Raw genomic sequence first — 25,511 nt, forward strand, 5'->3', positions numbered from 1 at the left:
ATCGGACCGGCGGGGCAGGACGATGGAGACCCTCGGAAGTCACCCACCACGATCCGTTGATCTTGGTGGGGCACAGGTTAACCCGACTTGGCGCGTACCGCCCGCCGAGCCCGGGACGGCGACCGCGCCGCGCCCACCATGTGGACGCGGCGCGTCGACGCGAGGCGGCCTCCCCGCTTCCGGTCAGCCGCCGACACGCTGCTGCGCCGGGCGCTTCCGGCGGCGCTCCACCCGCGAGGGAAATCCCGCCCGATCGAAGCGCTTCGGTCCCAACAGGCGGTACGGACACGGCCGTCGCGCCCACCCTGACGACGGCGCGGGACGCGGAATCCGGCGTGGACGGTCGCCACGGCCGTCGATGTCCATCGCGGCCGACCAGGGCGGACCGGCACGCGACCGGTCAGTGCGGATCGACACGCGACCCGTCAGGGCGAGACCGCCGCGCGACCGGTCCGAGCGGGCTGCCGCGCGACCCACCGGGCGCCGGCCAGGCTAGGGTCGGGGGCTGCCGTACGCCGTCGTGCGCCTGCGGGCCGGTCGACCGGCGGCCGCCGCCATGGCGATCAACTGCTCCTCGGTACGCGCCGAGCCGTTGCCGGAGCCGGCCATCCGGGAGATCGTCTCCTCCATCAGCGTGCCACCCAGGTCGTTGCAGCCGCCCCGGAGCATCACCGCCGTACCCTCGTCGCCGAGCTTCACCCACGAGCACTGGATGTTGTCGATGCGGCCGTGCAGCAGCAGCCGGGCCATCGCGTGCACGACCCGGTTCTCCCGCCACGTCGGCCCCGGGCGGGCGATGCCCGCCAGGTAGATCGGCGCGTTGGTGTGCACGAACGGCAGCGCCACGAACTCGGTGAAGCCGCCCGTACGGTCCTGCACCCCGGCCAGCACCCGGAAGTGCGCGAGCCACTGCGCGGGGTGGTCCACGTGGCCGTACATCATGGTGGAGCTGGACCGGATGCCCAGCTCGTGGGCCGTGCCGACCACGTCGACCCAGGCGGCGGCCGGCAGCTTGCCCTTGGTGAGCACCCAGCGCACGTCGTCGTCGAGAATCTCGGCGGCGGTGCCCGGGATGGTGTCCAGCCCGGCCTCGCGCAGCCCGGTCAGCCACTCCCTCACCGACACGCCGGCCTTGGCGGCGGCGGTGACGATCTCCATCGGCGAGAACGCGTGCACGTGCATCCCCGGCACCCGCGCCTTGATCGCCCGGACCAGGTCGGCGTAGATGGTCACCGGCAGCTTCGGGTCGATCCCGCCCTGGAGGCAGACCTCGCTGGCGCCGGCCGCCCACGCCTCCTCGGCCCGGTCGGCGACCTGCTCCACCGAGAGCCGGTACGCGTCGGCGTCGCGCTCCCGCTGGGCGAAGGCGCAGAACCGGCAGCCGACATAGCAGACGTTGCTGAAGTTGATGTTGCGGTTGACCACGTACGTCACGTCGTCGCCGACCGCCGCCCGGCGGACGTCGTCGGCGAGCCGGCACAGCTCGTCCAGCGCCGGCCCGTCGGCGGCGAACAGCGCCAGCGCGGCGTCGGCGTGCCTCGGCTCCAGCAGCGCGGCCGGGTCGTCGGCCGCCAGCCGCAGACCGGCCCGCAGGTCGTCGTCGGTCCTGCCCCCGCCGCCGGCGGTGACCTTTCCGGCCACCTCGGACCAGTCGCCGTAGACGTGGTCGAAGTCGCCGCGCCGGTCGCCCGTCCGCCCGGTGGTGTCGATGGTGGTGTGCAGGTCGGTCCGCCCGCCGTACGTCTCGTCGGGCTCCTGCCAGGGGCGGCCCACCGGCCGGGCGTCCTCGACGGCCAGCCCCGTCGCCGGGTCGGCCAGCGCACCGACGTGCGGCAGCAGGCGCGGGTCCAGCCACGGGTCGCCGGCCCGCACGTACTCGGGGTAGATCGTCAGCCGCTCACGCAGCGTGAATCCCGACTTCTCCGTGTGCCGGGCCAGCTCGTCGATCTGCGGCCAGGGGCGCTCCGGGTTGACGTGGTCCGGGGTCAGCGGGGACACCCCGCCCCAGTCGTCGATGCCGGCGCGCAGCAGCAGGTCGTACTCGCCCGCGATGAGGTTCGGCGGGGCCTGGATGCGGGCCTTCGGCCCGAGCAGCACCCGGGTCACCGCCACCGTGGCGGCCAGGTCGTGCAGCTCGGCGTCGGGCATGCCGCGCATCGCCGTGTCCGGCTTCGCGCGGAAGTTCTGCACGATCACCTCCTGGAGGTGGCCGTACTCGCGGTGGGCCCGGCGGATCGCGAAGATCGCGTCGACCCGCTCGGCCGGGGTCTCGCCGATGCCGATCAGGATGCCCGTGGTGAACGGCACCCCGACCCGGCCCGCGTCGTCGAGCACCCGCAGCCGTACCGCAGGCTCCTTGTCCGGCGAGCCGAAGTGCGGGCCGCCGGGCTCCGACCAGAGCCGCGTCGCCGTGGTCTCCAGCATCATCCCCATGCTGGGCGCGACGGGCTTGAGCCGCTGCAACTCCGACCAGGAGAGCACGCCCGGGTTCAGGTGCGGCAGCAGCCCGGTCTCCTCCAGCACCGCCACCGCGCAGGCGCGCAGGTAGTCCAGCGTGGAGTCGTACCCGCGCTCGTCCAGCCATTGCCGGGCCGCCGGCCAGCGCTCCTCCGGCCGGTCACCGAGCGTGAAGAGGGCCTCCTTGCAGCCCTGGGCCGCGCCCGCCCGGGCGATGGCGAGGACCTCGTCGCGGTCGAGGAAGGCCGCCGGCAACCGGTGGGGCACCGTCGCGAAGGTGCAGTAGTGGCACCGGTCCCGGCACAGCCGGGTGAGGGGAATGAAGACCTTCTTCGAGTACGTGACCACCCCCGGCCGCCCAGCCTCGCGCAGCCCGGCGTCGCGCACGGCGCCCGCCACGTCCAGCAGTTCGTCCAGCGCCCCGCCCCGGGCGGCCAGCAGCGCGGTGGCCTCGTCGACGTCCAGCGTCCGCCCGGTCGCGGCCCGGTGCAGTGCCCGCCGCACGCTCGCGTCGGTCGGGCCGGGCACGGTGCGATCAACCATCCGCCCAGCCTAGGCGCTCATCCGGCCCGTTCCGCCCCTGCCCACCTGGGCCCACGACGTGAACATGCGCACCCCCGCGCCCACCCTCGCCTCCGTGCTGAGCCCACCCCCGTCCTGCCGGCCCGCCCTCGCCGCGCCGACCAGCCCCTCGCCATGCTGGCCCGCCCCTCGCCATGCTGGAGTGGGTGGGACAGCGAGCGCCCCGCACGGTGGGCCGTGCGGGGCGCTCGGGTGGGACATGGCCGCGATCAGCGAGGGGCGTCCGGGTTGTCGCCGGGATCGATGCGCTGGGTGCGGTCGGTCTCGTCGCCGGTGGGACGCGGGATCGCCTGGGTGGGCTCGGCGTGCTCGACGGGCTGGCGCGGGATCGCCTGGGTGGGGTCGGCCGAGGGCGGCGGGCCGAACGGCGGGGCGCTCTGCGGCTGGCCGAACGGCGGCGCGGGAGTGGCCGGGGGCGCGGACTGCGGCGCCGGGGGCGCCGACTGCGGTGCCGGGGCGAACGGCGAACCCTGCTGCGGGCCGCCGGCGAACGGCGCGGGCTGCTGACCGTACGGGGCGCCGTAAGGGCCCGGCGCCTGCCAGGCGCCCTGCTGGCCGGGGACCTGCTGACCCGGAACCTGCTGCCCGGGGACCTGCTGGCCCGGGGCGGGGTAGCCGCCCTGCTGCTGGGGCCACCCGGGCTGCGGCTGCCCGTACACGCCGGGCTGGGGCTTCGGCTTCGGCACGTGGTAGAGGGTGCGCCAGATCTTGAACACGACGTACGCGGCGACCGCGAAGAGCGCCAGCCAGGCCACGCGGCTGAGCAGGCCCAGGAAGGCGTCGAGGATCTCGCCCTCGGCCAGCCGGTCGACCGTCCAGAAGAGGAAGGTCAGCCCGCCGAACAGGGCGCTGACGGCGTACTCGCCCAGGGCGACCTGGGTGATCAGCTTCGCCTTCGGCACCGGGGGCTTCACATGCGTGGCGAGCAGTACGGCCAGCAGCGGCAGGAAGACCGCCTCCACGCCGACGAAGGCGAAGAAGGCGCTGCCCGCCCGGCCGCCGAATGTGCTGTACTCGGTCGGCGTCACCAGCCGGATCAGGCCGACGAAGAGGAACACGGCGTTCGCGCCGAGGAGCACGAACGCGGCGAGTTCACGCAGCGGCTTGGTCAGCTGGCTGGCCTGCGTCGCGTCGTTGGACGCGGGCTCGGCGGGGCTGGTCACGGGATCCCCCTCGGGGCGAATGCGGACGGTTGCCGACGTGAGCCTAGTCTCCCCGCCCACCGGCGGACCGGAGGCGGCCCGTGCGCGAGGATGGGCGGATGCGCATCGTGGTTCTGACGGGCGGCATCGGAGGCGCTCGCTTCCTGGTCGGCGTGCGGGCGTACGCCCGCGAGGTCGGCGCCGAGGTGACCGCCGTGGTCAACGTCGGCGACGATCTGCTCCTGCACGGGCTCAAGGTCTGCCCCGACCTGGACAGCGTCATGTACACGCTGGGTGGCGGCGCCGACCCCGAGCGGGGCTGGGGGCGCGTCGGCGAGAGCTGGACGGTCAAGCAGGAACTCGCCGCGTACGGCGCCGAGCCCACCTGGTTCGGGCTCGGCGACAAGGACGTCGCCACCCACCTGGTGCGGACCACGATGGTCAACGCCGGCTACCCGCTGCACTCGGTCACCGAGGCGCTCGCCGAACGCTGGCAGCCCGGCGTACGCCTGCTGCCGGCGACCGACGACCGGCTGGAGACGCACGTGGTGGTGGAGCTCGACGGCGGCCAGCGGGCGATCCACTTCCAGGAGTGGTGGGTGCGCCACCGCGGCGACGTCCCCACCCACCGGTTCGTCTTCGTCGGCGCGGAGACCGCCCGGCCCGCGCCCGGCGTGCTGGAGGCGATCGCCGGGGCCGACGTGGTGCTCATCGCGCCGAGCAACCCGGTGGTGAGCGTCGCCCCGATCCTGGCCGTGCCCGGGCTGCGCGAGGCGGTCGCCGACGGTCCCGCTCCGGTGGTCGGCGTGTCGCCGATCATCGGCGGCGCGCCGGTGCGCGGCATGGCCGACCGCTGCCTGGCGGTGCTGGGGGTGGAGTGCAGCGCGGCCGGCGTGGGGCGGCTCTACGGCGGCCGGCCGGCGGGCGGGCTGCTCGACGGCTGGCTGGTCGCCGAGGAGGACGCCGGCGCCGTGGTGCCGGAGGTGACGGTCCGCGCGGCGCCGCTGCGGATGACCGACGAGGCGGCGACGGCGGCCATGGTCCGCGCCGCGCTGGAGCTGACGTGAGGTTGGAGATCCTGCCGGTGCCGGGCATCGGCCACGTGTCCGAGGGCGACGACCTGGCAGCCCTGATCGCCACCGCCGCGCCCTGGCTGCGCGACGGCGACGTGCTGGTGGTGACCAGCAAGATCGTCTCGAAGGCGGAGGGCCGCCTGGTCGACGTCCCGGCGGACGGCCCGGAGCGGCTCGCCGCGCGGGACGAGGTGCTGGCTGCCGAGACGGCACGGGTGGTGGCCACCCGGGGCGCCACCCGGATCGTGCAGACCCACCACGGCTTCGTGATGGCGTCGGCGGGCATCGACGCCTCGAACGTCGACAAGACCCGGCTCGTCCTGCTCCCCGAGGACCCGGACGCCTCGGCCCGGGCGCTGCGCGCCGCCCTGCGCGAGCGCCACGGCGTGGACGTCGCGGTGATCGTCAGCGACACGATGGGCCGGCCCTGGCGCAACGGGCTGACCGACGTCGCGCTCGGTGTCGCCGGGATGGACGCGATCCGCGACCACCGGGGCGAGGTCGACCCGTACGGCAACGAGCTCCAGCTCACCCAGATGGCGGTGGTGGACGAGCTGGCCGGCGCGGGCGAGCTGATCAAGGGCAAGTGTGACCAGATGCCGGTGGCGGTGGTACGCGGCTACCTCACCGCCCCCCGGCCGGACGATGGTGTCGGCGCGTCGGCGCTGGTCCGGGACGCGTCCATGGACCTGTTCTCGCTGGGCACCGCCGAGGCGAAGGCCGCCGGGCTGGCCGCCGCCGCCACCCTGGCGGACGGCCTCAACCCGACCCCGCCCGACCCGGCGGCCGTACGCCGGGCGATCGGCGCGGTCGCGGGGGTCGTCGCGCCCGGCACGGTCTTCAGCCTGGTAGGCGACGAGGAGGCCCGCGCCGGGCTGACCGCCCGGGTGCCCGGGTGGCCGGCGGAGGCGACGACGCTGGTGCTCGGTTCTCCGGCCACCCCGGCCGGCCCGGTCGATCTGGTCCGCTTCGGCGCCGACCTGCAACGTTTCCGCACCGCCCTGGCGACCGAGGGCGTCGCCTCCCTGCTGCTGCCCCCACCCCCCGGCACCACCGCCAGCGCCGCCCTGGCCCTGTGACGGCCCGCGCGCTCAGGAGTTGAGCATCGACCGCCCCAGCGGGGTCAGGGTGTGCAGGACGGTGTTGCGGTCGCGCTGGCTGACCAGGAGGCCGGCGTTGCGCAGCACGGTGGTGTGCTGGCTCGCCGCGGCGGCCGAGATGTTGAGCCGGCGGGCCACCTCGCCGGTGGTGCAGCCGTCGTCGCTGGCCGCCAGGACGGCGGCCCGGGTACGCCCCAGCAGCGCGGCCAGCGCCTCCCGCCCCGGGTCGGGCGTGCCGACGCCGCCGCCCTCGCCGGGGGCCGGCAGCAGGCCGCCGAGCCGGTCCACCGGATAGACCAGGACCGGCGGCAGCGCCGGGTCGAGCAGGGCGACCGGTGTCGACGCGCAGAAGAACGACGGCACCAGCAGCAGCCCGCGCCCGCCCAGGTGCAGCTCCCGACTGTGCGGGTAGTCGCGGATCTCCAGCACCCCCGACTCCCACCGCATGGCCGGCCGCAGGCTGCCCAGCAGCCCTTCCACCCCGCCGTCGAGCAGGGCCCGGGCCCGCCGGGCCCGGTCGGCCTCCACCGCCGCCTGGATCCGGGTCCAGTACGGATCGATGGCCAGGCCGCGGTAACGCTCCATCGCGCCGGTCAGGTCGCGCAGCGTGTCCGGCTCGCCCCGGGCCAGCGGAGCGGCGCCGGCCGGCAGGGAACTGCCGGCGGCGAGCAGCGCCAGGTCGCGTTGCAGCAGCGCCACGGGGGTGCTGCGGACCGCCTCCATGCCGGCCTCGAACCCCGACATGCTCTGGTACGGGGTGAGGAAGTCCGGGAAGTAGCCGCGGGGCGGGTTGAGCGTCAGGAGCAGCCGCAGCCCCGCCGAGTCACTGCCCTCACGCAGGCCGCGCGTCACGCTGCGCCGCCAGCCCGCCAGCAGCGGGTCCCGGCCACGGCCGGGCAGCAGGTGCAGGCTGAGAACCAGCTCCCACACCGGGTCCGCCGCCGGAGCCACCCGGGTCCGGAGGATGTCCTCGGCGGAAAAGTAGATCTTCAGCATGGACGGCTCCCGCGTCGCCCGGCAGGGGGGATGCCTGGCAACCGTTTGCACTGTACCTGGCCGGCACTTATCTCCGTTTTTAAGCGTGGGCTGAAAGACCTCGACGTCCCCCGGGGCCGTTGGGCATGCTTCCACTGCCCGTGCACGGGGGCGGGTGCTTCACCCGACACGCCCGGAACCGGGCACCCGGGGGCGGGGAAGACCGGCGGCCGGGCGACACCACGAGGGTCTGCGGCCTTGCTCCGCGGAGGTGTCGTCCGGTCGTCGGCCACCGCCGGTCAACCGACCCAGAGCGCCACCCGATGGTCCTCGTCGGTGACGTAGAAGCTCTGCCCGTCGCACTCGGCCACCCCCTCCACGTGGTGGAACGGCGCCAGCTCGGCCACCACCTGGCCGGGGACCAGGTGCCCGTCGCCGGGCGGGGGAAACCGGACGTGCCGGGAGGTGACCTCGCCGCCGGCCGGATGGTCGTCGAGCAGCACCGAGCCCTTGCCCAACGCGTCGATCGACCCGACGATCGCCGCGTAGCCGCCGTCGTCCGTGGGCGTGATCGCCCGGAAGCCGGCCAGCGCGCCGGGTGGCGTCACCCCCGTCAGGACGTACGCCCCCGACGCCTGCGGCCAGCTCGGCACGGGGTCGAACATGCCCGGCACCCCGGTCAGCTCGACCAGGATCGGCTCGCCGTCGGTGGTGACCGGGAAGCGCAGCCCGAGCAGGACACCGCCGGTCGGCGTGAAGGCCGCCGCCTCGACGTTCAGCGGCAGGTCGTCGGGGACGAGCCGGCTGACCCAGCCCTTCGCGCGGGCCGTGCCCCGGGCCACGGTCTCCCCGATGAACCGGGCCCGCACCCGCTCGCCCGGCGGCAGCGGGATGAACGCCGCCTTGAGCAGGGCGTCGTTGACCGCCCGGTGCAGCCGGAACCGGTTACGCACCACCTGCACCGGTACGCGGCCCGCCGCCGCGTCGTCCTCACGGAACCGGGCCACGAAGGCGCGTCGCGGGCGCAGCGGCCCCGCCTTCGAGCCGAAGTGGGAGCCGAAGACGTACACCCAGCCGTCGTGGTGGGCCAGCGCCTCGCCGTCCTCCGTACGGCCGTTCTCCGCCCCCGCGTCGGCGGCCACGTGGTGGGCGACCCAGCGGCCGTCGTCCAGCTCCAGCAGCAGGGCCAGGCACTGCTCCACCGGCCCCTCGTCCAGCACGGTCCAGAAGCCGCGCCGGGCACCGTGCACCCGCAGCAGCGGCGCGGAGCGCACCGGCAGCAGATCGCTGGCCTCGTTGCCGGCCACGACGAACTCCAACAGTCGCAAGGTCACCCGGCCAGGGTACGAAGCGTCGGCTCGTACAGTGTCGGCATGGCCGACTCCCCCACCGCCGCCGCCTCCCGACCGTCGCCGGACGCGGAGGCGCGGACGCCGCCCACCGAGACGCACACGGCCCCGCACGCCGGGGCGGATCAGGCGCGGCACGCCGTAGCGGACGAGGCGCGGCACGCCGAGGCGCACACGGCGCTGCACGCCGACGCCCTCGCGACGCTGAGCCGCTGGGAGCCCACCGGCCCGGACGCCGCCGAGGCGCGCGACCGCACCCTGGCGCTGCTGGCCGCCGGGCCGGTGGCGATGAGCCGGACGCACCGGCCCGGGCACGTCACGGCGAGCGCGCTGGTCCTCGACGCCACCGGGTCACGGGTGCTGCTCTGCCTGCACGGCAAGTTCCGGCGGTGGGTGCAGCTCGGCGGGCACTGCGAGCCGGTCGACCGGACCCTCGCCGCCGCCGCCCTGCGCGAGGCGGGTGAGGAGTCCGGCATCGCCGGCCTGCGGATCGACCCGGTACCGATCGACGTCGACATCCACCCGGTGAGCTGCCAGGGCGGCTCGCTGCACCACGACGTACGCTTCGCCGTGCTCGCCCCGCCCGGCGCGGTGGAGCGGGTCAGCGAGGAGTCCGAGGCGCTCGGCTGGTTCCCGCCGGACCGGCTGCCGCAGCCGCTGGCCGGCGGGACGGCACGCCTGGTCGCCCCGGCCCTCGCGACGCTCAGACGAGCCCCTCTTCGCCCCGTTCCTTGAGCTCGTCGACGACCTTCTTGACGTCCTGCGCCCGGTCCCGTGGGCAGACCAGCAGCGCGTCCGGCGTGTCGACGATGATCAGGTCGTGTACGCCGACGGCGGCCACCAGGCGCCCGGAGTGGGGCACCACGACCAGGGCGGTGCTGTCGCGCAGCAGCACCCCCGGCTTGGCGTCGACGCCGAGCACCACGTTGCCGTCCGCGTCGGCGGGCAGCACCTCGCCCAGCGTGTGGAAGTCGCCGACGTCGTTCCAGCCGAAGTCGCCCGGCACGGTCGCCACCCGGCCGGCGGTCGCCGCGCCCTCCATCACCGCGTAGTCGACGGAGATCTTCGGCAGCGTCGGCCAGACCGTGCCGAGCACGTCGTCCTGCTCCTCGGTGCCCCACGCCTCGGCGATCGCGACGATCCCGGCGTGCAGGGCGGGCTGCTGGCGGGCCAGCTCGGCGAGGAACACGTCGACCCGCCAGACGAACATGCTGGCGTTCCAGAGGTGCCGCCCGGAGCGCAGGTACGCCTCGGCCACCTCCGCGCTCGGCTTCTCCTTGAACTCGGCGACCGGCCGCAGCGGGCCCCCGTCGACCGGGTCCCCGGTCTGGAGGTAGCCGTAGCCGGTCTCGGCCCGCGTCGGGGTGATGCCGACCGTCATCAGCAGGCCCCGCTCCGCGCCGCGTACCGCCTGCAGGACCACCTCCCGCCAGCGCTCCGGGTCACCGATGAGGTGGTCGGCGGCGAAGGAGCCCATCACCGCCTCCGGGTCGCGCCGCGCGATGACCGCGGCGGCCAGGGCGATCGCCGCGCACGAGTCCCGGGGCGACGGCTCGACCAGGATGTTCTCCTCCGGCACGCCGGCGAGCTGGCGTGCGACCGCCGCCACGTGCGCGGTCCCGGTGACCACCAGGGTGCGCTCGGCGGTGGTCAGCGGGCCCAGCCGGTCCACCGTCGCCTGGAGCAGCGAGGCGGTGGAACCGGTCAGCGGGTGGAGGAACTTGGGGTGGCCGGCACGGGACAGCGGCCACAACCTCGTGCCACTGCCACCCGCCGGAATGACGGCGTAGATCACCCGCACATCATGCCCGATTCGCCTGACCGGGGACGCATTCTCGCGACGCCGGTCGCGGCGGTCAGGACCGGGCCCGGCTCCAGGCGGCGATGTGCACCTCGGCGCTGGACTCCCAGGTGAACTCCTTGGCCCGGTCGAAACCGGCCTTGGCCAGGGACAACCGCCGCTGCTCGTCGTCGAGCAGGGCGGCCAGGTCGGTGGCGATCTGGTCGGGCGCCTCGCTGGTGTACGCGACCGCGTCGCCGCCCACCTCCGGCAGCGACAGCCGGGGTGTGGTCAGCACCGGGGCGGCGCACGCCATCGCCTCCAGGATCGGCAGGCCGAAACCCTCCCCGTAGGACGGATAGGCGGCCACCAGGGCCCCGCCGAGGAAGCCGGGCAGGTCCCCGTAGCGGAGGTAACCCGGGCGGAGCAGCCGCAGGTGCGACGGGACCTCCGCCACCGCGCGGTCGATGTCGTCGTCGTGCCCCTGGCCACCGGCGATCACCAGGGCCGGCGGGTCCTCCCGCTCGGCTACCGCGCGCGCCCAGCCGCGGATCAGGTTCGGCACGTTCTTGCGCGGCTCCTTGGCGCCCAGGAAGGCCACGTAGTTGGTGCCGCCCAGCCCCAGCCGGGCCCGGACCCGGGCCTTCTCCTCGTCGCTGGGCGCGTGGAAGGCGGCGTGGTCGACGCCGTGGTACGCGACGTCGATCCGGGTGGGATCGGCGTCGAGCAGCCGGATCAGCTCGTCGCGGGTGGCCTTGCTCGGCACGATCACCCGGTTGGCGCGGCGCAGGGACGTCTTGATCGCGCTGCGGAAGAAGGTGCGCCGCGACTTGTCGTAGTGCTCCGGCTCGGTGAAGAACGTCGCGTCGTGCACGGTCACCGTGACGGGACAACCGGCGCGCAGCGGGCAGGTGTAGAAGGGCGAGTGCAGCACCTGCGCGCCCACCTGCTGGGCGAGCAGCGGCAGACCCGTCTGCTCCCAGGCGAGCCGGGCGGGGCGGTGCGCGACGGCGGCCGGGGCCGGGATGATCTCCGCGCCGGGCAGCATCCGGGTGTAGCGCTCCAGGTCGGTGCGGAGACAGACGACAGCCAGCTCCACCCCCGACCCGCACACCTTGCCGAGGGCGCCGAGCAGGCCGTCGACGTATCGACCGACACCACCACGGTCGACGGGGACACTCGTGGCGTCGATGAGCACGCGGGGCGGGCGACCGGCGGTCACGGGGCGACTCCTTGAACTGACGGGCCTGTGGGGAACAACACTCCGGCAAGCCTACGCCGGAGCGCGGCGCCCACGCTGACTGCGACCCGACGGTACGCCGACTTGTCGCCGTCATCGAGTACGGCCGCCGGGGGCGTATCGTTCGCGCCGATGGCCGACAACATTGCCCGGGTCTTCGCCGACGCGATCGCGACCGACCCGACCAGACCGCTGCTGACCTGGTACGACGACGCCACGGGCGAGCGGACCGAACTCTCCGGCGCCACGCTGGCGAACTGGGTGGCCAAGACGGCCAACCTGCTCGTCGACGAGGTGGCCGTGGGCCCCGGCGACGTCGCCGGGGTGGTGCTGCCCCCGCACTGGCAGACCGCCGCGGTGCTGCTCGGCTGCTGGTCGGCCGGGCTGACCGTCGCCGACACGCCGGGGGACGTGGACGTGCTCTTCGCCGCCGAGACGCGCCTCGACGAGGCGGCGGCCTGGTCGGCGGGCGAGCGGTACGTCCTCGCCCTGCACCCGTTCGCCCTGCCGATGCGCCAGGTGCCGGCCGGCTACGCCGACTACGTCTCCGAGGTACGCGCCCACGGCGACCACTTCAGCCCGTACGCCGCCGGCGGCCCGGGCGAGGCGGCGCTGCTGGGCCGCGCGGCCGCCCGCGCGACGGAACTGGGCATCGCCCCCGGCGACCGGGTCCTGATCGACACGGGCGCGTACCCCGACCCGGCCGACTGGCTGCTCGCCCCGCTGACGGTCGGCGCCACCACGGTCCTCTGCGCCAACGCCGACCCGGCCCGCCTGCCCTCGCGGGCCACCACGGAACGCGTGACCCGCCCCCTTCGCTGACCCCGCTTCGCGGGCACCTCAACTCCGCCAGCAGAGCCCCCATATGGCAACGAACGGACATTCCGGGCTCTAGGGTGGCGCACATGGGACGTCCACCAGCGGCAGGCCGTGATCGCTACCGGCGGCTGCGCGGGTTCAACGTGCTGGTCGGGCTGATCCTGGCCGTCGAGGGCGGTTGGATGTGGGCGGCCAGCAACGACCTGTCCCTGCCGATCACCGCGTCGTACCTGACGGCCGACCCGACGACGCTGCGCGACGCCACGCTCCCGGAGGTGGCCTTCCGACTCGCCATCGGGCCGGCGGTGGCGGTCTTCCTGCTCCTCGCCGCGCTCGACCATCTCGTCACCGCGGCCCCGGGCGTGCACCGCTGGTACGCGCGCAACCTGGATCGCCGCACCAACTACGCCCGCTGGATCGAGTACTCGGTCAGCGCCTCGATCATGATCGTCCTGATCGGGCTGTTCGTGGGGATCCGCGATCTCGCGGCGGTCATCGGGATCTTCGGCGCGAACACCGCGATGATCCTGTTCGGCCTGCTGTTGGAGCGGCAGCAGGTGCCGGGACGCGCCGACTGGAGCGCCTTCTGGTTCGGTTCGCTGGTCGGCCTGGCCCCCTGGCTGGCGATCGCCGTCTACGTCGCCCAGCCGCCGGAGATCCCCGGCTTCGTCTGGGCGATCATCGTCATCCAGTTTCTCCTCTTCGCGAGCTTCGCGCTCAACATGGCACTGCAGTACGCCCAGCGCGGTCGATGGCGTGACTACCGCTACGGCGAGGTCTCGTACATCCTGCTCAGCCTCGTGGCCAAATCCGCGCTGGCCTGGCTCATCTACGCCAACGTGCTGCGCACCTGACCACGGTGCTCGGCGAGGGTGGCGAAGGCCGTCAGGGACTCCGGGTTGGCCAGGGCGCCCCGGGCCGCCGCCGAGTCCACCGGGGTGCCGGTGAGGATCTTCTTCACCGGGACCTCCAGCTTCTTGGCCGACAGGGTGCGCGGGACGGCCCGCACCTGGTGGATCTCGTCCGGCACGTGCCGGGGCGACAGGGCGGTACGCAGCTCGCGGCAGATCTTCTTCCGCATCGCGTCGTCCAGCTCCAGCCCCTCGGCGAGCACCACGAACAGCAGCAGCTCACCGGCGCCGCCCTCGTCGTCCTCCAGGTGCACGACCACCGAGTCGACGACCTCGTCGAGCCCCTCGACCACCGAGTAGAACTCGGCGGTGCCGAGGCGTACGCCGCCCCGGTTGAGGGTGGCGTCGGAGCGGCCCGTGATCACGCAGCCGCCCCGGTCGTTGATCGTGATCCAGTCGCCGTGCCGCCAGACGCCCGGATAGAGGTCGAAGTACGCCTCCCGGTAGCGGCTGCCGTCCGGGTCGTTCCAGAAGCCCACCGGCATGCTCGGCATCGGCTCGGTGATCACCAGCTCGCCCAGCTCGCCGATGACCGGGGTCCCGTCGGCGGACCGGGCCTCCACCTTGGCGCCGAGCGCCCGGCAGGTGATCTCCCCGGCGTGCACCGCCAGCAGCGGCACGCCGCCGACGAAGCCGGTGCACACGTCCGTGCCGCCGGAGAGCGACTGGAGCTGAAGGTCGTCGCCGACCGTCTCGTACACCCAGGTGAAGCCCTCGGCGGGCAGCGGCGCGCCGGTCGAGCCGACCCCGCGCAGCGCGGACAGGTCGGCGGTCTCCTTCGGCACCAGCCCGGCCTTGCGGCAGGCCAGCAGGAACGGCGCGGAGGTGCCGAAGTACGTGGTGCCGGTCTCCTCCGCCAGCCGCCACAGCGCGCCCAGGTCCGGGTGGCCCGGGTTGCCGTCGAAGAGCACGATCGTCGCGCCCACCGCCGGCCCGGAGACCAGGAAGTTCCACATCATCCAGCCGGTGGTGGTGAACCAGAAGAACCGGTCCGCCGGGCCCAGGTCGTGGTGCAGGGCCAGCATCTTCAGGTGCTCCAGCAGGATGCCGCCGTGGCCGTGCACGATGGGCTTCGGCAGCCCGGTGGTGCCGGAGGAGTAGAGCACGTAGAGCGGGTGGTCGAAGGCGACCGGGGTGAACGTCAGCGGCTCGTCGGTGTCGGCGGCCAGCTCCGACCAGGCCAGCGCGCCCTCGAACGGGGCCGGCGTCCGGTCCGTGGCGCCACCCGAGGGCGCGGGGGCCGGGTCGAGGTAGGCGATGCCGACGGTGTGTTCCAGCGACGGCAGGGCGGCCCGGATCGCGGCCACCTCGGCGCGCCGGTCGACCGGCTTCTCACCGTAGCGGTAGCCGTCCACCGCGACCAGTACCTTCGGCTCGATCTGCTGCCACCGGTCGGTGACGCTGCGGGTGCCGAACTCCGGCGCGCAGGAGGAGAAGATCGCGCCCAGGCTGCTGGTGGCGAGCAGCAGCACGTACGTCTCGGGGATGTTGGGCGCGTACGCGGCGACCCGGTCGCCGGCGGTGACGCCGAGCCGGCGCAGCCCGGCGGCCACCCGGCGTACCTGCTCGCGCAGCTCGGCGGCGGTGAGGGTGACCGGCGCCCGGGTCTGGCCGTGCGCGATCACCACCGGGTCGTCGTCGGCCCGGCCGGGCATCCGCAGCACGTTCTCGGCGTAGTTGAGGGTGGCGCCGGGGAACCACCTGGCCCCGGGCATCCCGCGGTCGGTCAGCGTGGCCGTCGGCGGGGTGTGCGCCACCACCTCGAAGTGGTCCCAGACCGACCGCCAGAACGCGTCGAGGTCCGTGACCGACCAGCGCCACAGCTCGTCGTAGTCGGCGAAGTCCAGCCCCCGGTGCTCACGCAGCCAGCGCAGGTAGCTCCCGATCCGGGACCGCTCGCGTACGTCCGCCGGCGGCGCCCACAGCACGTCACCCACTGCTCCACCCTCCCCTGGCCCCGCACGACACTGTGAAATGGGCCGTGGCGCCATCTTGCCCTACCTCAGAGCGCCATTCTCCGCACCCGACCTCCGCCGGCGCACGTGCGGAGCCCACATGCCCCGGCCCCACCCTGTGTGGGCGGGGCGGGCGGACGCGTCAGCCGGCGCGGTGGGCCTGGATGGCGCGGCGGCGGGCCAGTCGGTGGGCACGGCGGATCTCCGCCTCCCGGAACCGGCGCTCGTCCTCCGGGCTCTCCGCCAGCACCGGCCGGACCGCCCGGGGCGCGCCGCCGAGGTCGACGCCCACGAAGACGAGGTACGCGGTGGCGACCCGCACCGGCTCGTCCTCGGCCGAGTCCCACCGCTCCGCCACGACCCGGACCCCGACCTCCATGGAGGTCTGCCCCGTCCAGTTCACCTGTGCGTGCGCGTGCAGCAGGTCACCGACCCGGACCGCCTCGGTGAAGACGATCTCGTCGATGGCGGCGGTGACCGCCGTACCGCCGCTGTGCCGGGCCGCGGCGGCCCCCGCCACGTCGTCGATGAACTTCATCAGCACGCCGCCGTGCACGGTGCCGTAGAGGTTGACGTCGACCGCGGTCATGATCCGGCTCAGGGTGACCCGGGAGTAGGAGGTCGGCTTGCCGGCCGGCGCGGTGGAGGGGTGCTCGGTCATGTCGAAGACGGTACGGTGCGCGGATGCGACATCTCTGGAGCTTCCTCGCGGGGTTGGTGGTGGTGCCCGTCACGTGGGTGCTGGTCACCCTCGGGCAGGACGGGTCGGCGGGCACCGTCGGCCGTTGGGTCGAGATCGGCACGTCGAACTCGGCCAATCTCATCGAGCCCGCCGTGTACCTCGCCGTCGGCGGGATCCTGCTCGGCCTGCTCGGCACGCTGCGCACCTCGCCGCTCGGCCCCCTCGTGGCCGGGCTGCTGCTCGCCGCCCCGTACGTGGGGATGTTCGTCGCGCCCTTCGAGGTGCGGGACCGCATCCCGGACGGCTGGAAGGTCTTCGGCGACCCCCTGCCGCTGCACCTGCCGGTCGAGAACGGCACGCTCTTCCTGATCGGCCTGCTGCTGCTCGTGGCCACCTTCAGCGGGCAGCGCTGGCGGCGCTGGCCCCGACCGGTGACCGAGCCGACGCCGGCGCCCGCCGAGGGGCCGGAGCGCAGCGACTTCACGCTGACCGACTGGCCGCCGGCCGAGCCGGCCGACCGGGACACCGCGCCGCCGAGCCTCGGCTACCCGGACCCGACGCCGACCGAGCCGCTGCCGCGCCGCACCGGCGGGGGGTCACCGTGGTCGGCGCCGCCGCGCTCCGGCAACCGGCCGGAAGAGGACACCACGACCGAGATCCGGTGAGGACGCGGGCGGGCCGGTCGTCCGGCCCGCCCGCCGACCGGTCAGCCCTTCAGGAGCTGACGGGCCATCACGATGCGCTGCACCTGGTTGGTGCCCTCGTAGATCTGGGTGATCTTGGCGTCCCGCATCATCCGCTCGACCGGGTAGTCCCGGGTGTAGCCGTAGCCGCCGAGCAGCTGCACCGCGTCGGTGGTGATCTCCATGGCCGCGTCCGAGGCGAAGCACTTGGCCGCCGCGCCGAAGTAGGTCAGGTCGGCGTCGCCCCGCTCGGACTTGCCGGCCGCCGTGTACGTGAGCTGCCGGGCCGCCTCCAGCTTCATGCCCATGTCGGCGAGCATGAACTGCACGCCCTGGAACTCGGCGACCGCCTTGCCGAACTGCTTGCGCTCCTGGACGTACCCCTTGGCGTAGTCGAGCGCGCCCTGGGCGATGCCGACGGCCTGCGCGGCGATGGTGACCCGCGTGTGGTCCAGGGTCTTCATCGCGGTGCCGAAGCCGGTGCCCTCGGCGCCGATCATGCGGTCCGCCGGGATCCGGACGTTGTCCAGGTAGACCTCGCGGGTCGGCGAGCCCTTGACGCCGAGCTTCTTCTCCGGGGCGCCGAAGCTGACCCCCGGGTCGGACTTCTCGACCACGAAGGCGGAGATGCCCCGGGACCGGGCCGCCGGGTCGGTCACCGCGAAGACCGTGTAGAACTCGGAGACCCCGGCGTTGGTGATCCAGCGCTTCACGCCGTTGAGCACCCAGTGATCGCCGTCACGCACCGCGCGGGTGGTCATCGACGCCGCGTCGCTGCCCGCCTCCGGCTCGGAGAGGCAGTACGAGAACATCGCGTCGCCCGCCGCGACCGGGGTCAGGTACTTCCGCTTCAGCTCCTCGGAGCCGGCCAGCAGCAGCGGCATCGTGCCGAGCTTGTTGACCGCCGGGATCAGCGAGGACGAGGCGCAGGCGCGCGCCACCTCCTCGATCACGATGGCCGTGGCCAGGGCGTCCGCGCCCGCGCCGCCGTACTCGACGGGGATGTGTGGGGCGTGGAAGTCGGCGGCCCGCAGGGCGTCGTAGGACGCCTTCGGGAACTCGCCGGTCTCATCGGCCTCGGCGGCGTGCGGCGCCACCTTGGCCGCACAGACCTCACGGACCGCCTCCCGGATCGCCTCGTGTTCCTCGGGCAACCGGTAGACGTCGAACGACTGCTCTGCGGCCATGTCGGCCCCTCCCCTTCACCGCTATCATGCGCAGTCTGTAGCGTCTCCTGACCGCCGACGGCGCAGACTGAAGGATAGCGACAGAGTTCAGGTGATGTTACCGCCGCGTAGCCTCGAACGTGGCAGAGCGCCGAAGCCGCCCGGCGACGATGGAACCGACAGACGTTAGAGTCCCTCCGGTGCCCGCCCAGGCGCCGCAGCAGAACGCGACGCGACGACGCGACGCCAGCGCGAGCGGAGAAGACAGGCGTGACGATCCCGTACCCCAACACCCAGCCGATGCCCGCCATCGCCGCGGTGACGCCCCCCTCCGGTGCGCAGCGACCGCGGGTGACCTTCCTGGGCACCGGCTACCTCGGTGCGACCTACGCCATCTGCTACGCCGAGCTCGGCTACGAGGTGCTCGGCTTCGACGTCGACGCCGACAAGATCGCCATGCTGAACGCCGGCGAGGTGCCGATCCACGAGCCCGGCCTCGACGAGCTGCTCAAGCGCAACCTGGGCGCCGGGCGGCTGCGATTCAGCACGGACATCGCCGAGGTCGCCGAGTTCGGTGACGTGCACTTCATCTGCGTCGGCACGCCGCAGCGCGCCGACGGGATGGGCGCCGACCTGTCGTACGTCGAGGCGTCGGTCACCAGCCTGGCCCAGCACCTGACCCGCAAGGCGCTCATCGTCGGCAAGTCGACCGTGCCGGTCGGCACCGCCGAGTGGGTGGAGCAGCTGGTCAGCAAGCACACCCCCACCGATCTGGGGGTCGAGGTGGCGTGGAGCCCGGAGTTCCTCCAGGAGGGCTTCGCCGTCGACGACGTGCTGCGGCCCAACCGGATCGTCGTCGGCGTCAAGAGCGAGTGGGCCAACGGCATGCTCTACGCCGCCCACAAGGGCGTCTTCGACCTGGCCGCCACCGAGGACCGCGAGGTGCCCCTCGTGGTCACCGACTTCGCCACCGCCGAGCTGGTCAAGGTCGCCGCGAACGCCTTCCTCGCCACCAAGATCTCCTTCATCAACGCGATGGCCGAGGTCTGCGAGGCCTCCGGCGGCGACGTCACCCACCTCGCCCGGGCCATCGGCTTCGACCCGCGCATCGGCAACCGGTTCCTCCAGGCCGGGCTCGGCTTCGGCGGCGCCTGCCTGCCCAAGGACATCCGGGCGTTCCAGGCCCGCGCCCAGGAGTTGGGCGCCGGGGAGGCGCTGCGCTTCCTGCACGAGGTCGACCTGATCAACCTGCGTCGCCGGACCCGGGTGGTCCAGCTCGCCGCCGAGCTGCTCGGCCGCCGCTCCGGGCCCGCCGGGCCCGACCTCTCCGGCATGCGCGTGGCCGTGCTCGGCGCGACCTTCAAGCCCAACACCGACGACGTACGCGACGCGCCGGCGCTCTCCGTCGCCTCGCTGCTGCGCAAGGCCGGCGCCGACGTGCACGTCTACGACCCGCAGGGCATGGAACGGGCGCGCGCGGTGGCGCCCGAGCTGGTCTACGAGCCCGGCATCAACGAGGCCGTGACCGGCGCGGACCTGGTCTGCGTACTCACCGAGTGGGCCGACTTCCGCAACGCCGACCCGGTGGCCCTCGGCGAGCTGGTCGCCGGCCGCAAGGTGGTCGACGGCCGCAACTGCCTGGACTCGGCACTGTGGACGCAGGCCGGCTGGGAGTACCGCGGCATGGGCCGCCCCTGACGATCGACGACCGACGGCCGGTCGCGGAGCACGCTCCGCGACCGGCCGTTCGCCGTCCGCATGGACGATCTTTGTCCCGGACCCGCCGACAATTGTCGAAATCCGCGCCCACATTGGGCATGCTGCGAGGGTGGGAGTCCACAGTGCGGGTGGAGGGGTGTCGTGGCGACCTTTCAGTGCTCCTCGTGCGGCCGGGAGATCAAGCCGGCCGTCAGCTGCCCGCACTGCGGTGCGCACCAGCCACAGTGGGTCGAGCACCTGGCGCAGATCGAGCGGTCCATCGCGGAGATGAAGGCCCGCGAGGCGGCCATCGCCAGCGAGCAGCGGCAGATCGCCGCCAAGATGCAGGCCGCGCTCTTCCAGCGGGACATCCTCGCCCACGCCGGTGAGGAACGCCTCAAGCAGGCCACCCGCCCCCGCCGGGTGCTGCGCAAGAGGCCGGGCCGCCGGCCGCCCACGGCCGCCACCGGCGCCCCGCCCCGGGTCCCCCGGCAGGGCACCCCGGCCGGCCCGGAGGACCCGCCCCCGCCCCCGCCGTCGGCCGCCACCTGGCTCGACGCCGACGACCCGGAGCATCCACCGGAGGCGTCCTCCCGCGAGGTGCAGAACATCCCCCTCGGGCTCGGCGCGCTGCTGCTCGGCGTCGCCGCCGTGGTCTTCGCCGCGGTGGCCACCAGCTCCATGGACGCGCTGGCCCGGCTGGGCGTCCTGCTGCTCGCGACCGTGCTCATGCTGCTCGCCCCGCCGGTGCTGGCCCGGCGCGGGCTCACCTCGACCGCCGAGACCATCTCGGCCGTCGGCCTGCTCCTGGTGCCGCTCGCCGGCTACGCGCTGTGGGCGGTCGACCGGATCGGCAACGGCGGTGCCTCGGGCGCGATCTTCGGCGCCATCGTCTTCGCCGTCACCGCCGGCGTATCGTTCGGCTACGCGGGCTGGACGGGGCTGCGCGCGCCCCGCTTCGCCACCGTACTGGCCGCCCAGCCGGTGCTGCCGTTGCTGGCGTACGACCGGATCACCGGCCCCGGCGGCTGGGCGCTGGTGCTGACGGCGGTGGCCCTGCTCGACCTGTGGCTGGCGCGTTCCCCCGTCACCGTGGAGCGGCCGGTCCGCCAGGACCTGCCCGAGCCCCCGGCCGCGCCCGCGAGCGCACCCCGGCAGCGCCACGCCGACGGCCGGCCCGAGGGGGCGCCCGAGGAGGCCGGCGAGGTGCTCGACGGCGGGCTGCCGGCGCAGGACCGGGCCCCGGCCGGCCGTCCGGTGCCGTGGCTGCGGGAGCTGACCTGGGTGCTGCACGGGGTGGCGGTCGCCCTCGCCCTCGCGTACGCCGTCTCCGCCCTGCTGCGCGCGGGCACCGTGCCGGCCGCGACCGGGGCCGGGCTGGCGCTGCTGCTGGCTGCCGCCGTGGGGCTGGCCGGCACGCTGGTGCTGCGCCGGCCGCCGCTGCCCGACCTCGGCGCCGGGATCTTCACCCTCGCCGTGATCGGTGCGCTGAGCCGGATCGCCTCGGTGGCCTTCCCCGGGCGGGCGCTGCTGCTGATCGCCGCCGTCATCACGCTCACCGGGCTGGCCGTCCGGGCGGTACCGGAGGCGGCCCGACGCGGGCCGCAGCTCGCCTCGGCGGTCGCGCTCACCGTCAGCGGGGTGGTGGTCGCCGGTGGCGCCCTCCGCGCCGGGGTCGCCCCCGTCCGGGCCGCGCTGCCGGCCTGGGCGGCCGACCTGGACCGCTACCCGGCCGAGCTGGCGGCGGCCGTGGGCCCGGCCGCCTGGCAGCTCGCCGCGAGCGCCTTCCTGCTGACCGTCGCGGCGGTGCTGGCCCTGCCGTCCGAGATCCGCCGGGAGTTCGCCGTGGTCGGTGCGGCGCTGACCGCGCTCGCCGTACCCGCGTCGTTCGGCCTCGGATGGGCGGCCGCGCCCTGGCCGATGGTGCTGACGGCGGTCGGCATCGGGGTGGTCGGGCTCTCCGCCCGCACGGAACGCGCGGCGCTGGCGCACGCGGCCACCGCCGCCGGCGTCGGCCTCTTCGGCGCGGGTGCCGGACTGGCCCGGCCGGCGCTGACCACGGCGGTCCTGCTCACCCTGTTCGCCGCCGGGGTCCTCGTCGCCGTGGCGCCCCGGATGCGACTCGCCCCGGCGGCGGCCGACACCGTCTCGGCCTGGGCCGCCGGGGGCGCGGCGTTCGCCCTGCCGGGCGCGGTGGCCGCCTTCGTCGCCGCGACCGTGCCGGTCGACCCGACGCCCACCCCGGCGAGCCTGCGCGAGGTCACCGTCCCGGTGCTCGCGGCCAGCTTCCTGGCGGTCTGCGTCACCCTCGGCCACGCCGCCGTCGTGCAGGTCTCCCAGCGACGCATCCCGACGCCGCTGGCCGTCGGCACCGCCCTCGGCGCGGTCACGGTCACCGCCGCCGCGTTCGGCGCCCCGGGCGCCACCGCCGCCGACGCCTGGGTGGGTGGCCTGCTGCTCGTCGCCGGCGCCATGGTGGTGTTCGCCGGTCCCATCGACGCCGGCCGACGCTCCGACCTCACCCTGGACGGCTCCGACCTGGCCGCCGCGGCGGTCACCGCCGCCCTGATCGCCACCCTGGCCCGGATCGCGGCCGTCCTCGCTCCCGGCGGGCAGCTCGCCGTCGCCGCCGGGCTGGTGCTGGTGGTGGCCGTGGCCGCCCGGGCCATGCCGGAGGAGTGGCGACGCGGACCGACCGTCGGCCTCGCCGTCGGCGGCGTGCTGATCGGGCTGCTGGCCGGCTGGAGCGCGCTGCGGGGCGGGCTGGGCGTGCTCGCCACCCCCGGCCCGATCTGGAACGGGGACCTGACCGGCTGGCCGGCCGGGCCGACCGGCGGGTCGACGTGGCAGGCCCCCGTGGCCCTGGCGCTGCTCGGCGTCGCCGCCGCGGTGCTGCTGCCACCACCGTGGAAGTACGACGTGTCGGGCGTGGCGGCCGTACTCGCCACGATCGGCGCGCCGGCCGCGTTCGACCTGCCGTGGTGGTCGCCCGTCCTGGTCGGCGGCATGGTCGCCACCGTCTTCGGGGCGGCTGCCGTGGCCGCCGTCGATCCCCGGGCGGGCCTGTCCCGGGCCGTCGTGGCCGGCGTCGTCGCCCTGCACGCCGCCGGAGCGGGTCTGGTCCGGCCGTGGACCACCGCGCTGGCGCTGGGCAGCATCGCGCTGATCGGCCTCGTGGTGGCCGCGCTGGCCCGGTCGCTGGCCGTGCCGCTGGTGGAGGACATCGAGAACGAGGGGATGCCCCCGCACCTCGCCCAGATCGGAGGCGCCGCGGCCGGCGCCGCCCTGCTCGCGTTCCCGGGTGCCGTCGCGGCGCTGGCCGCCGAGTTCGGGCGCGCGCCGGAGGTGGTGCTCACCGCCGCGTTGGCCGCGTCGAGCCTGGGCCTGGCGGCGGTGGCGGCCGTCCGGCGGCGGGTCCCGCAGTACCTGCCCTGGGCGAGCGCGGCGGTGGCCGGTGGCGCCACGGTGAGCGCCCTGGCCGCCGTCCCCACCAACCAGCCCGTCGGTGTGTACGCCGCCGCCGCGGCCCTGCTCGGGGTGCTCGCCGAGCTGGTCCGGGGCGCGACCGAACCGCCGGTCGGCGCGGCCCAGCCCGTACGACGCTGGTCGGTGCTGCTCGACGGCGCACTGCGGCGGCTGCCCGACGACGGGACGCAGCGCCGCTGGCGGGTCAGCCCCGCCGCCGGTGCGCTCGCCGCCGGTGCGCTGCCCACCGTCCTGGCGCTGGTGTCGATCGCCCCGGCCCTGGTCGTCGCGCTGGTCGATCCGCACCGCAGCCTCGGCCGGGTCTGGCAGGGACCACCCCCGGAGCTGCTCACCCCGCCCCCCGAGGCGGTCGACCCGACCCACGTGCTGACCGCGCTGCTGCTCACCGCGACCGCCGCGCTGGCCGCCACCGGCTTCAGCGGCGGGCGGCGCTCCCGGGCGGTACCGGTCGTGCTGCCCGGCGCCGCCGTGACCCTGCTGATCACCCCGGCGTCGCTCGGCAACGGCTGGCCGGCGAGCACCCTGGCGGCGCTGTCCGTGTTCACCATCGCGATGCTGGGGCTGGCGCTCACCCCGCCCCCACCGCTGGTCGAGCGGGCCCGCTCGCTGCGCCTGACCCGGGTGCTCGTCTTCGCCATCGGGCTCGCCGCCGGGAGCGCGGGCCTGGTCGGTGGCCTGGCGACTCGGGAGCTGACCCTGTTCACCCTGGGTGGCGCCGTCGGCGTCGGCACGGTGGCCGCGATCTTCGGCACCACCCAGCGGGCGCGCATCCTCGGCTGGCTGTTCGCCTCGCTGATGGCACAGCTCTTCGTGCTCACCGCCGGCCTGGTGGCCGGGCTCGCGGCCGTCTGGTCCGCGATCGGCGTACTGGCGGTGGGGGCGGCCCTCCAGGTTTTCGCCGCGACCCTGCCCAGGCTGCGTCGCCCCGAGGCCCAGCGGGAGGCGGCCACCGTCGAGTGGAGCGGGCACGCTGCCGCCCTGATCGCCCTGGCGCTGGCCTTCGACTCGCCCCGGCACATCGCGGCGCTGCTCGCGGCCTGGGGCGCGGTCCTCGGTGTGGCGGCCACCCGGCCGGGTCGCCGACCGGTGGAGCGACGCATCCTGTTCTGGGCGGTGGTGGTCTGCGAGATCACCGCCTGGTGGATCCTGATGCGGGTCGCCGACGTGGCCCTGCCGGAGGCGTACACCCTGCCCTTCGCGGCGCTGGCCCTGCTCGTCGGCGTGCTGGAGCTGCGGCACCGGCCCGATCTGAGCAGCTGGGTCGCGTACGGGCCCGCGCTCGTCGCCGCCTTCGTGCCCACCCTGGCGATCGTGCTGGCGACGGACTCCAGCACGCTGCGCCAGGTGCTGCTGCTGCTCGGCGCCGTGGCCGTACTCGTCTTCGGGTCGATGAGCCAGCAACAGGCACCGGTGATCGTCGGCGCCGCCGTGACCGCCATCGCGGCGGTGCACGCGCTGTTCAGCCTGGGACCGTGGCTGGCCCTGATTCCCGTCGGCATCCTGCTGCTGGCGCTCGGCGCGAGCAACGAGCGCCGACGCCGAGCCCAGGAACGCCTCCAGACAGCCCTGCGCGGCATGCGCTGACACCGGGCCCACCCCCGGGGACGGGCGCGAGTGCGGGCCTGTCACCGGCGCCGCCCTATTCCGGGCGCAGGCCGCTTGCAGGCGCAGGCCGGCTGCGGCACTGGCTCGGTCCCGGGCGGGTTGCGCCCGCGACAGTCGACGGCGGGCCTGAAGCGCCAACGGAACGCCGGCGTGGTTCGGACTCGACCACACTGAGGGCGCGGGGCCCACGGTAGATGAACGTGCGCCGTCGGACGCGAGGACGACCGGGGCCGGACGGCGACGCTCGACCCGGGTCGCGCATCCGCCGCTCCCGCACGCCGGCATGCTGCACAACCCGTTCCTCGTGACGGCACCGACCACCGGACCACGAAGTGCCGGGCACGCGCCTGCCAGCCACGCGATCACACAGTGTAAGGCATGAGGAGCAACGGCCACCCGCCCTCTGTGCCCTTTGCTCTGCAGCCACCGGCGCACCACTCACAATGCGTTACGAGTCCTGGCCGCCTCGTCCAGACAACCAAAAGAGAAGTGCCAGCTCAGATGGGCGGTGCGTCGATGGATGCAGAGCAAAGGGCCCGAAGGGATCAGACCCCTCCGGGTCAAGATGGCAACGCTGAGTGACGGACTGCCCGGTTACTTCAAGTGACGACCCCCGTGGCCTATCGGCCTCCTGGTGGCCGATCCGGGCTCACGGGCAGCGGATCGGAGCGCTGGCGAGGCGGAGCAACAACGGCATCGGCCGAGCCGCCGATCCGGTAGCCCGGCCGCTGGATACCGCGCGAGACAGGTCCGGCGCAAGGGCAAGAACGACACGGAGAGCCAGGAGAGGCGCGAAGCGGTGCGGAAG

The 25,511-nt window shown here is 74.6% G+C and carries 17 protein-coding genes; 8 read left to right on the forward strand and 9 right to left on the reverse strand.

What is annotated here, in order from left to right:
- Positions 1 to 492 precede the first annotated feature (492 nt).
- A complete protein-coding gene (locus tag ACTMS2_RS04985; RefSeq protein WP_441174318.1) occupies positions 493 to 3,000 on the reverse strand; it encodes a bifunctional FO biosynthesis protein CofGH in 2,508 nt (835 codons plus the stop codon).
- 248 nt (positions 3,001 to 3,248) lie between these two features.
- On the reverse strand, positions 3,249 to 4,202 hold the full coding sequence (locus tag ACTMS2_RS04990) for a hypothetical protein (RefSeq protein ID WP_441174319.1): 954 nt from the start codon (positions 4,200 to 4,202) through the stop codon (positions 3,249 to 3,251).
- 98 nt (positions 4,203 to 4,300) lie between these two features.
- Here ACTMS2_RS04990 and cofD point away from each other — a divergent pair, with 98 nt between their 5' ends.
- Positions 4,301 to 5,248 (forward strand): 2-phospho-L-lactate transferase, encoded by a 948-nt coding sequence (gene cofD, locus ACTMS2_RS04995; protein ID WP_441174320.1) that lies wholly within the window; start codon positions 4,301 to 4,303, stop codon positions 5,246 to 5,248.
- The gene (locus tag ACTMS2_RS05000; protein WP_441174321.1) at positions 5,245 to 6,333 is read left to right on the forward strand and encodes a coenzyme F420-0:L-glutamate ligase; all 1,089 of its coding nucleotides are present in this window, start codon (positions 5,245 to 5,247) and stop codon (positions 6,331 to 6,333) included. Before cofD ends, ACTMS2_RS05000 begins: the two co-directional genes overlap by 4 nt.
- Positions 6,334 to 6,345: 12 nt before the next feature.
- On the opposite strand, the gene ACTMS2_RS05005 is transcribed toward ACTMS2_RS05000, so the two are convergent.
- A complete protein-coding gene (locus ACTMS2_RS05005) occupies positions 6,346 to 7,350 on the reverse strand; it encodes an ArsR/SmtB family transcription factor (RefSeq protein WP_441174322.1) in 1,005 nt (334 codons plus the stop codon).
- 278 nt (positions 7,351 to 7,628) lie between these two features.
- A complete protein-coding gene (locus tag ACTMS2_RS05010; RefSeq protein WP_441174323.1) occupies positions 7,629 to 8,663 on the reverse strand; it encodes a hypothetical protein in 1,035 nt (344 codons plus the stop codon).
- Between the two features lie 195 nt (positions 8,664 to 8,858).
- Between ACTMS2_RS05010 and ACTMS2_RS05015 the strand changes: the two genes are divergently transcribed.
- Entirely contained in the window at positions 8,859 to 9,413 is a 555-nt protein-coding gene (locus ACTMS2_RS05015; protein ID WP_441174649.1) for an NUDIX hydrolase, read from the forward strand.
- Here ACTMS2_RS05015 and ACTMS2_RS05020 read toward each other — a convergent pair.
- Complete coding sequence (locus ACTMS2_RS05020) at positions 9,382 to 10,473, reverse strand: mannose-1-phosphate guanylyltransferase (protein WP_441174324.1); 1,092 nt, start codon at positions 10,471 to 10,473, stop codon at positions 9,382 to 9,384. The genes ACTMS2_RS05015 and ACTMS2_RS05020 overlap by 32 nt on opposite strands.
- A gap of 61 nt (positions 10,474 to 10,534) precedes the next feature.
- Complete coding sequence (locus ACTMS2_RS05025) at positions 10,535 to 11,680, reverse strand: glycosyltransferase family 4 protein (protein WP_101414235.1); 1,146 nt, start codon at positions 11,678 to 11,680, stop codon at positions 10,535 to 10,537.
- Between the two features lie 150 nt (positions 11,681 to 11,830).
- Here ACTMS2_RS05025 and ACTMS2_RS05030 point away from each other — a divergent pair, with 150 nt between their 5' ends.
- Positions 11,831 to 12,520 carry a TIGR03089 family protein gene (locus ACTMS2_RS05030; RefSeq protein ID WP_441174325.1) on the forward strand — a complete coding sequence of 230 codons (690 nt, stop codon included), beginning with the start codon at positions 11,831 to 11,833 and terminating at the stop codon, positions 12,518 to 12,520.
- 83 nt (positions 12,521 to 12,603) lie between these two features.
- Positions 12,604 to 13,371 carry a heliorhodopsin HeR gene (heR, locus tag ACTMS2_RS05035; protein ID WP_441174326.1) on the forward strand — a complete coding sequence of 256 codons (768 nt, stop codon included), beginning with the start codon at positions 12,604 to 12,606 and terminating at the stop codon, positions 13,369 to 13,371.
- Here the strand turns inward: heR and ACTMS2_RS05040 are convergent.
- Positions 13,347 to 15,365: an acetoacetate--CoA ligase gene (locus tag ACTMS2_RS05040; RefSeq protein ID WP_441174327.1), complete on the reverse strand. Its 2,019-nt coding sequence runs from the start codon at positions 15,363 to 15,365 to the stop codon at positions 13,347 to 13,349. The two genes, heR and ACTMS2_RS05040, sit on opposite strands and share 25 nt — an antisense overlap.
- A 160-nt stretch (positions 15,366 to 15,525) precedes the next feature.
- Positions 15,526 to 16,044, reverse strand: a complete 519-nt coding sequence (locus ACTMS2_RS05045; RefSeq protein ID WP_089001929.1) for an acyl-CoA thioesterase — start codon at positions 16,042 to 16,044, stop codon at positions 15,526 to 15,528.
- Positions 16,045 to 16,067: 23 nt separating this feature from the next.
- Between ACTMS2_RS05045 and ACTMS2_RS05050 the strand changes: the two genes are divergently transcribed.
- The gene (locus ACTMS2_RS05050) at positions 16,068 to 16,730 is read left to right on the forward strand and encodes a hypothetical protein (protein WP_441174328.1); all 663 of its coding nucleotides are present in this window, start codon (positions 16,068 to 16,070) and stop codon (positions 16,728 to 16,730) included.
- Positions 16,731 to 16,771: 41 nt separating this feature from the next.
- Here the strand turns inward: ACTMS2_RS05050 and ACTMS2_RS05055 are convergent, their stop codons facing one another.
- On the reverse strand, positions 16,772 to 17,935 hold the full coding sequence (locus ACTMS2_RS05055; RefSeq protein ID WP_089001931.1) for an acyl-CoA dehydrogenase family protein: 1,164 nt from the start codon (positions 17,933 to 17,935) through the stop codon (positions 16,772 to 16,774).
- Between the two features lie 249 nt (positions 17,936 to 18,184).
- Between ACTMS2_RS05055 and ACTMS2_RS05060 the strand changes: the two genes are divergently transcribed.
- Together ACTMS2_RS05060 and ACTMS2_RS05065 are read left to right on the forward strand one after the other, a co-directional pair.
- The gene (locus ACTMS2_RS05060) at positions 18,185 to 19,612 is read left to right on the forward strand and encodes a UDP-glucose dehydrogenase family protein (protein WP_089001932.1); all 1,428 of its coding nucleotides are present in this window, start codon (positions 18,185 to 18,187) and stop codon (positions 19,610 to 19,612) included.
- A gap of 162 nt (positions 19,613 to 19,774) precedes the next feature.
- Positions 19,775 to 24,682, forward strand: coding sequence for an SCO7613 C-terminal domain-containing membrane protein (locus ACTMS2_RS05065; RefSeq protein WP_441174329.1), 4,908 nt, complete (start codon positions 19,775 to 19,777; stop codon positions 24,680 to 24,682).
- Positions 24,683 to 25,511 lie beyond the last annotated feature (829 nt).

It is taken from the genome of Micromonospora sp. SD12, from assembly GCF_052068495.1.
In the GTDB taxonomy this organism is placed as follows: domain Bacteria; phylum Actinomycetota; class Actinomycetes; order Mycobacteriales; family Micromonosporaceae; genus Micromonospora; species Micromonospora echinofusca.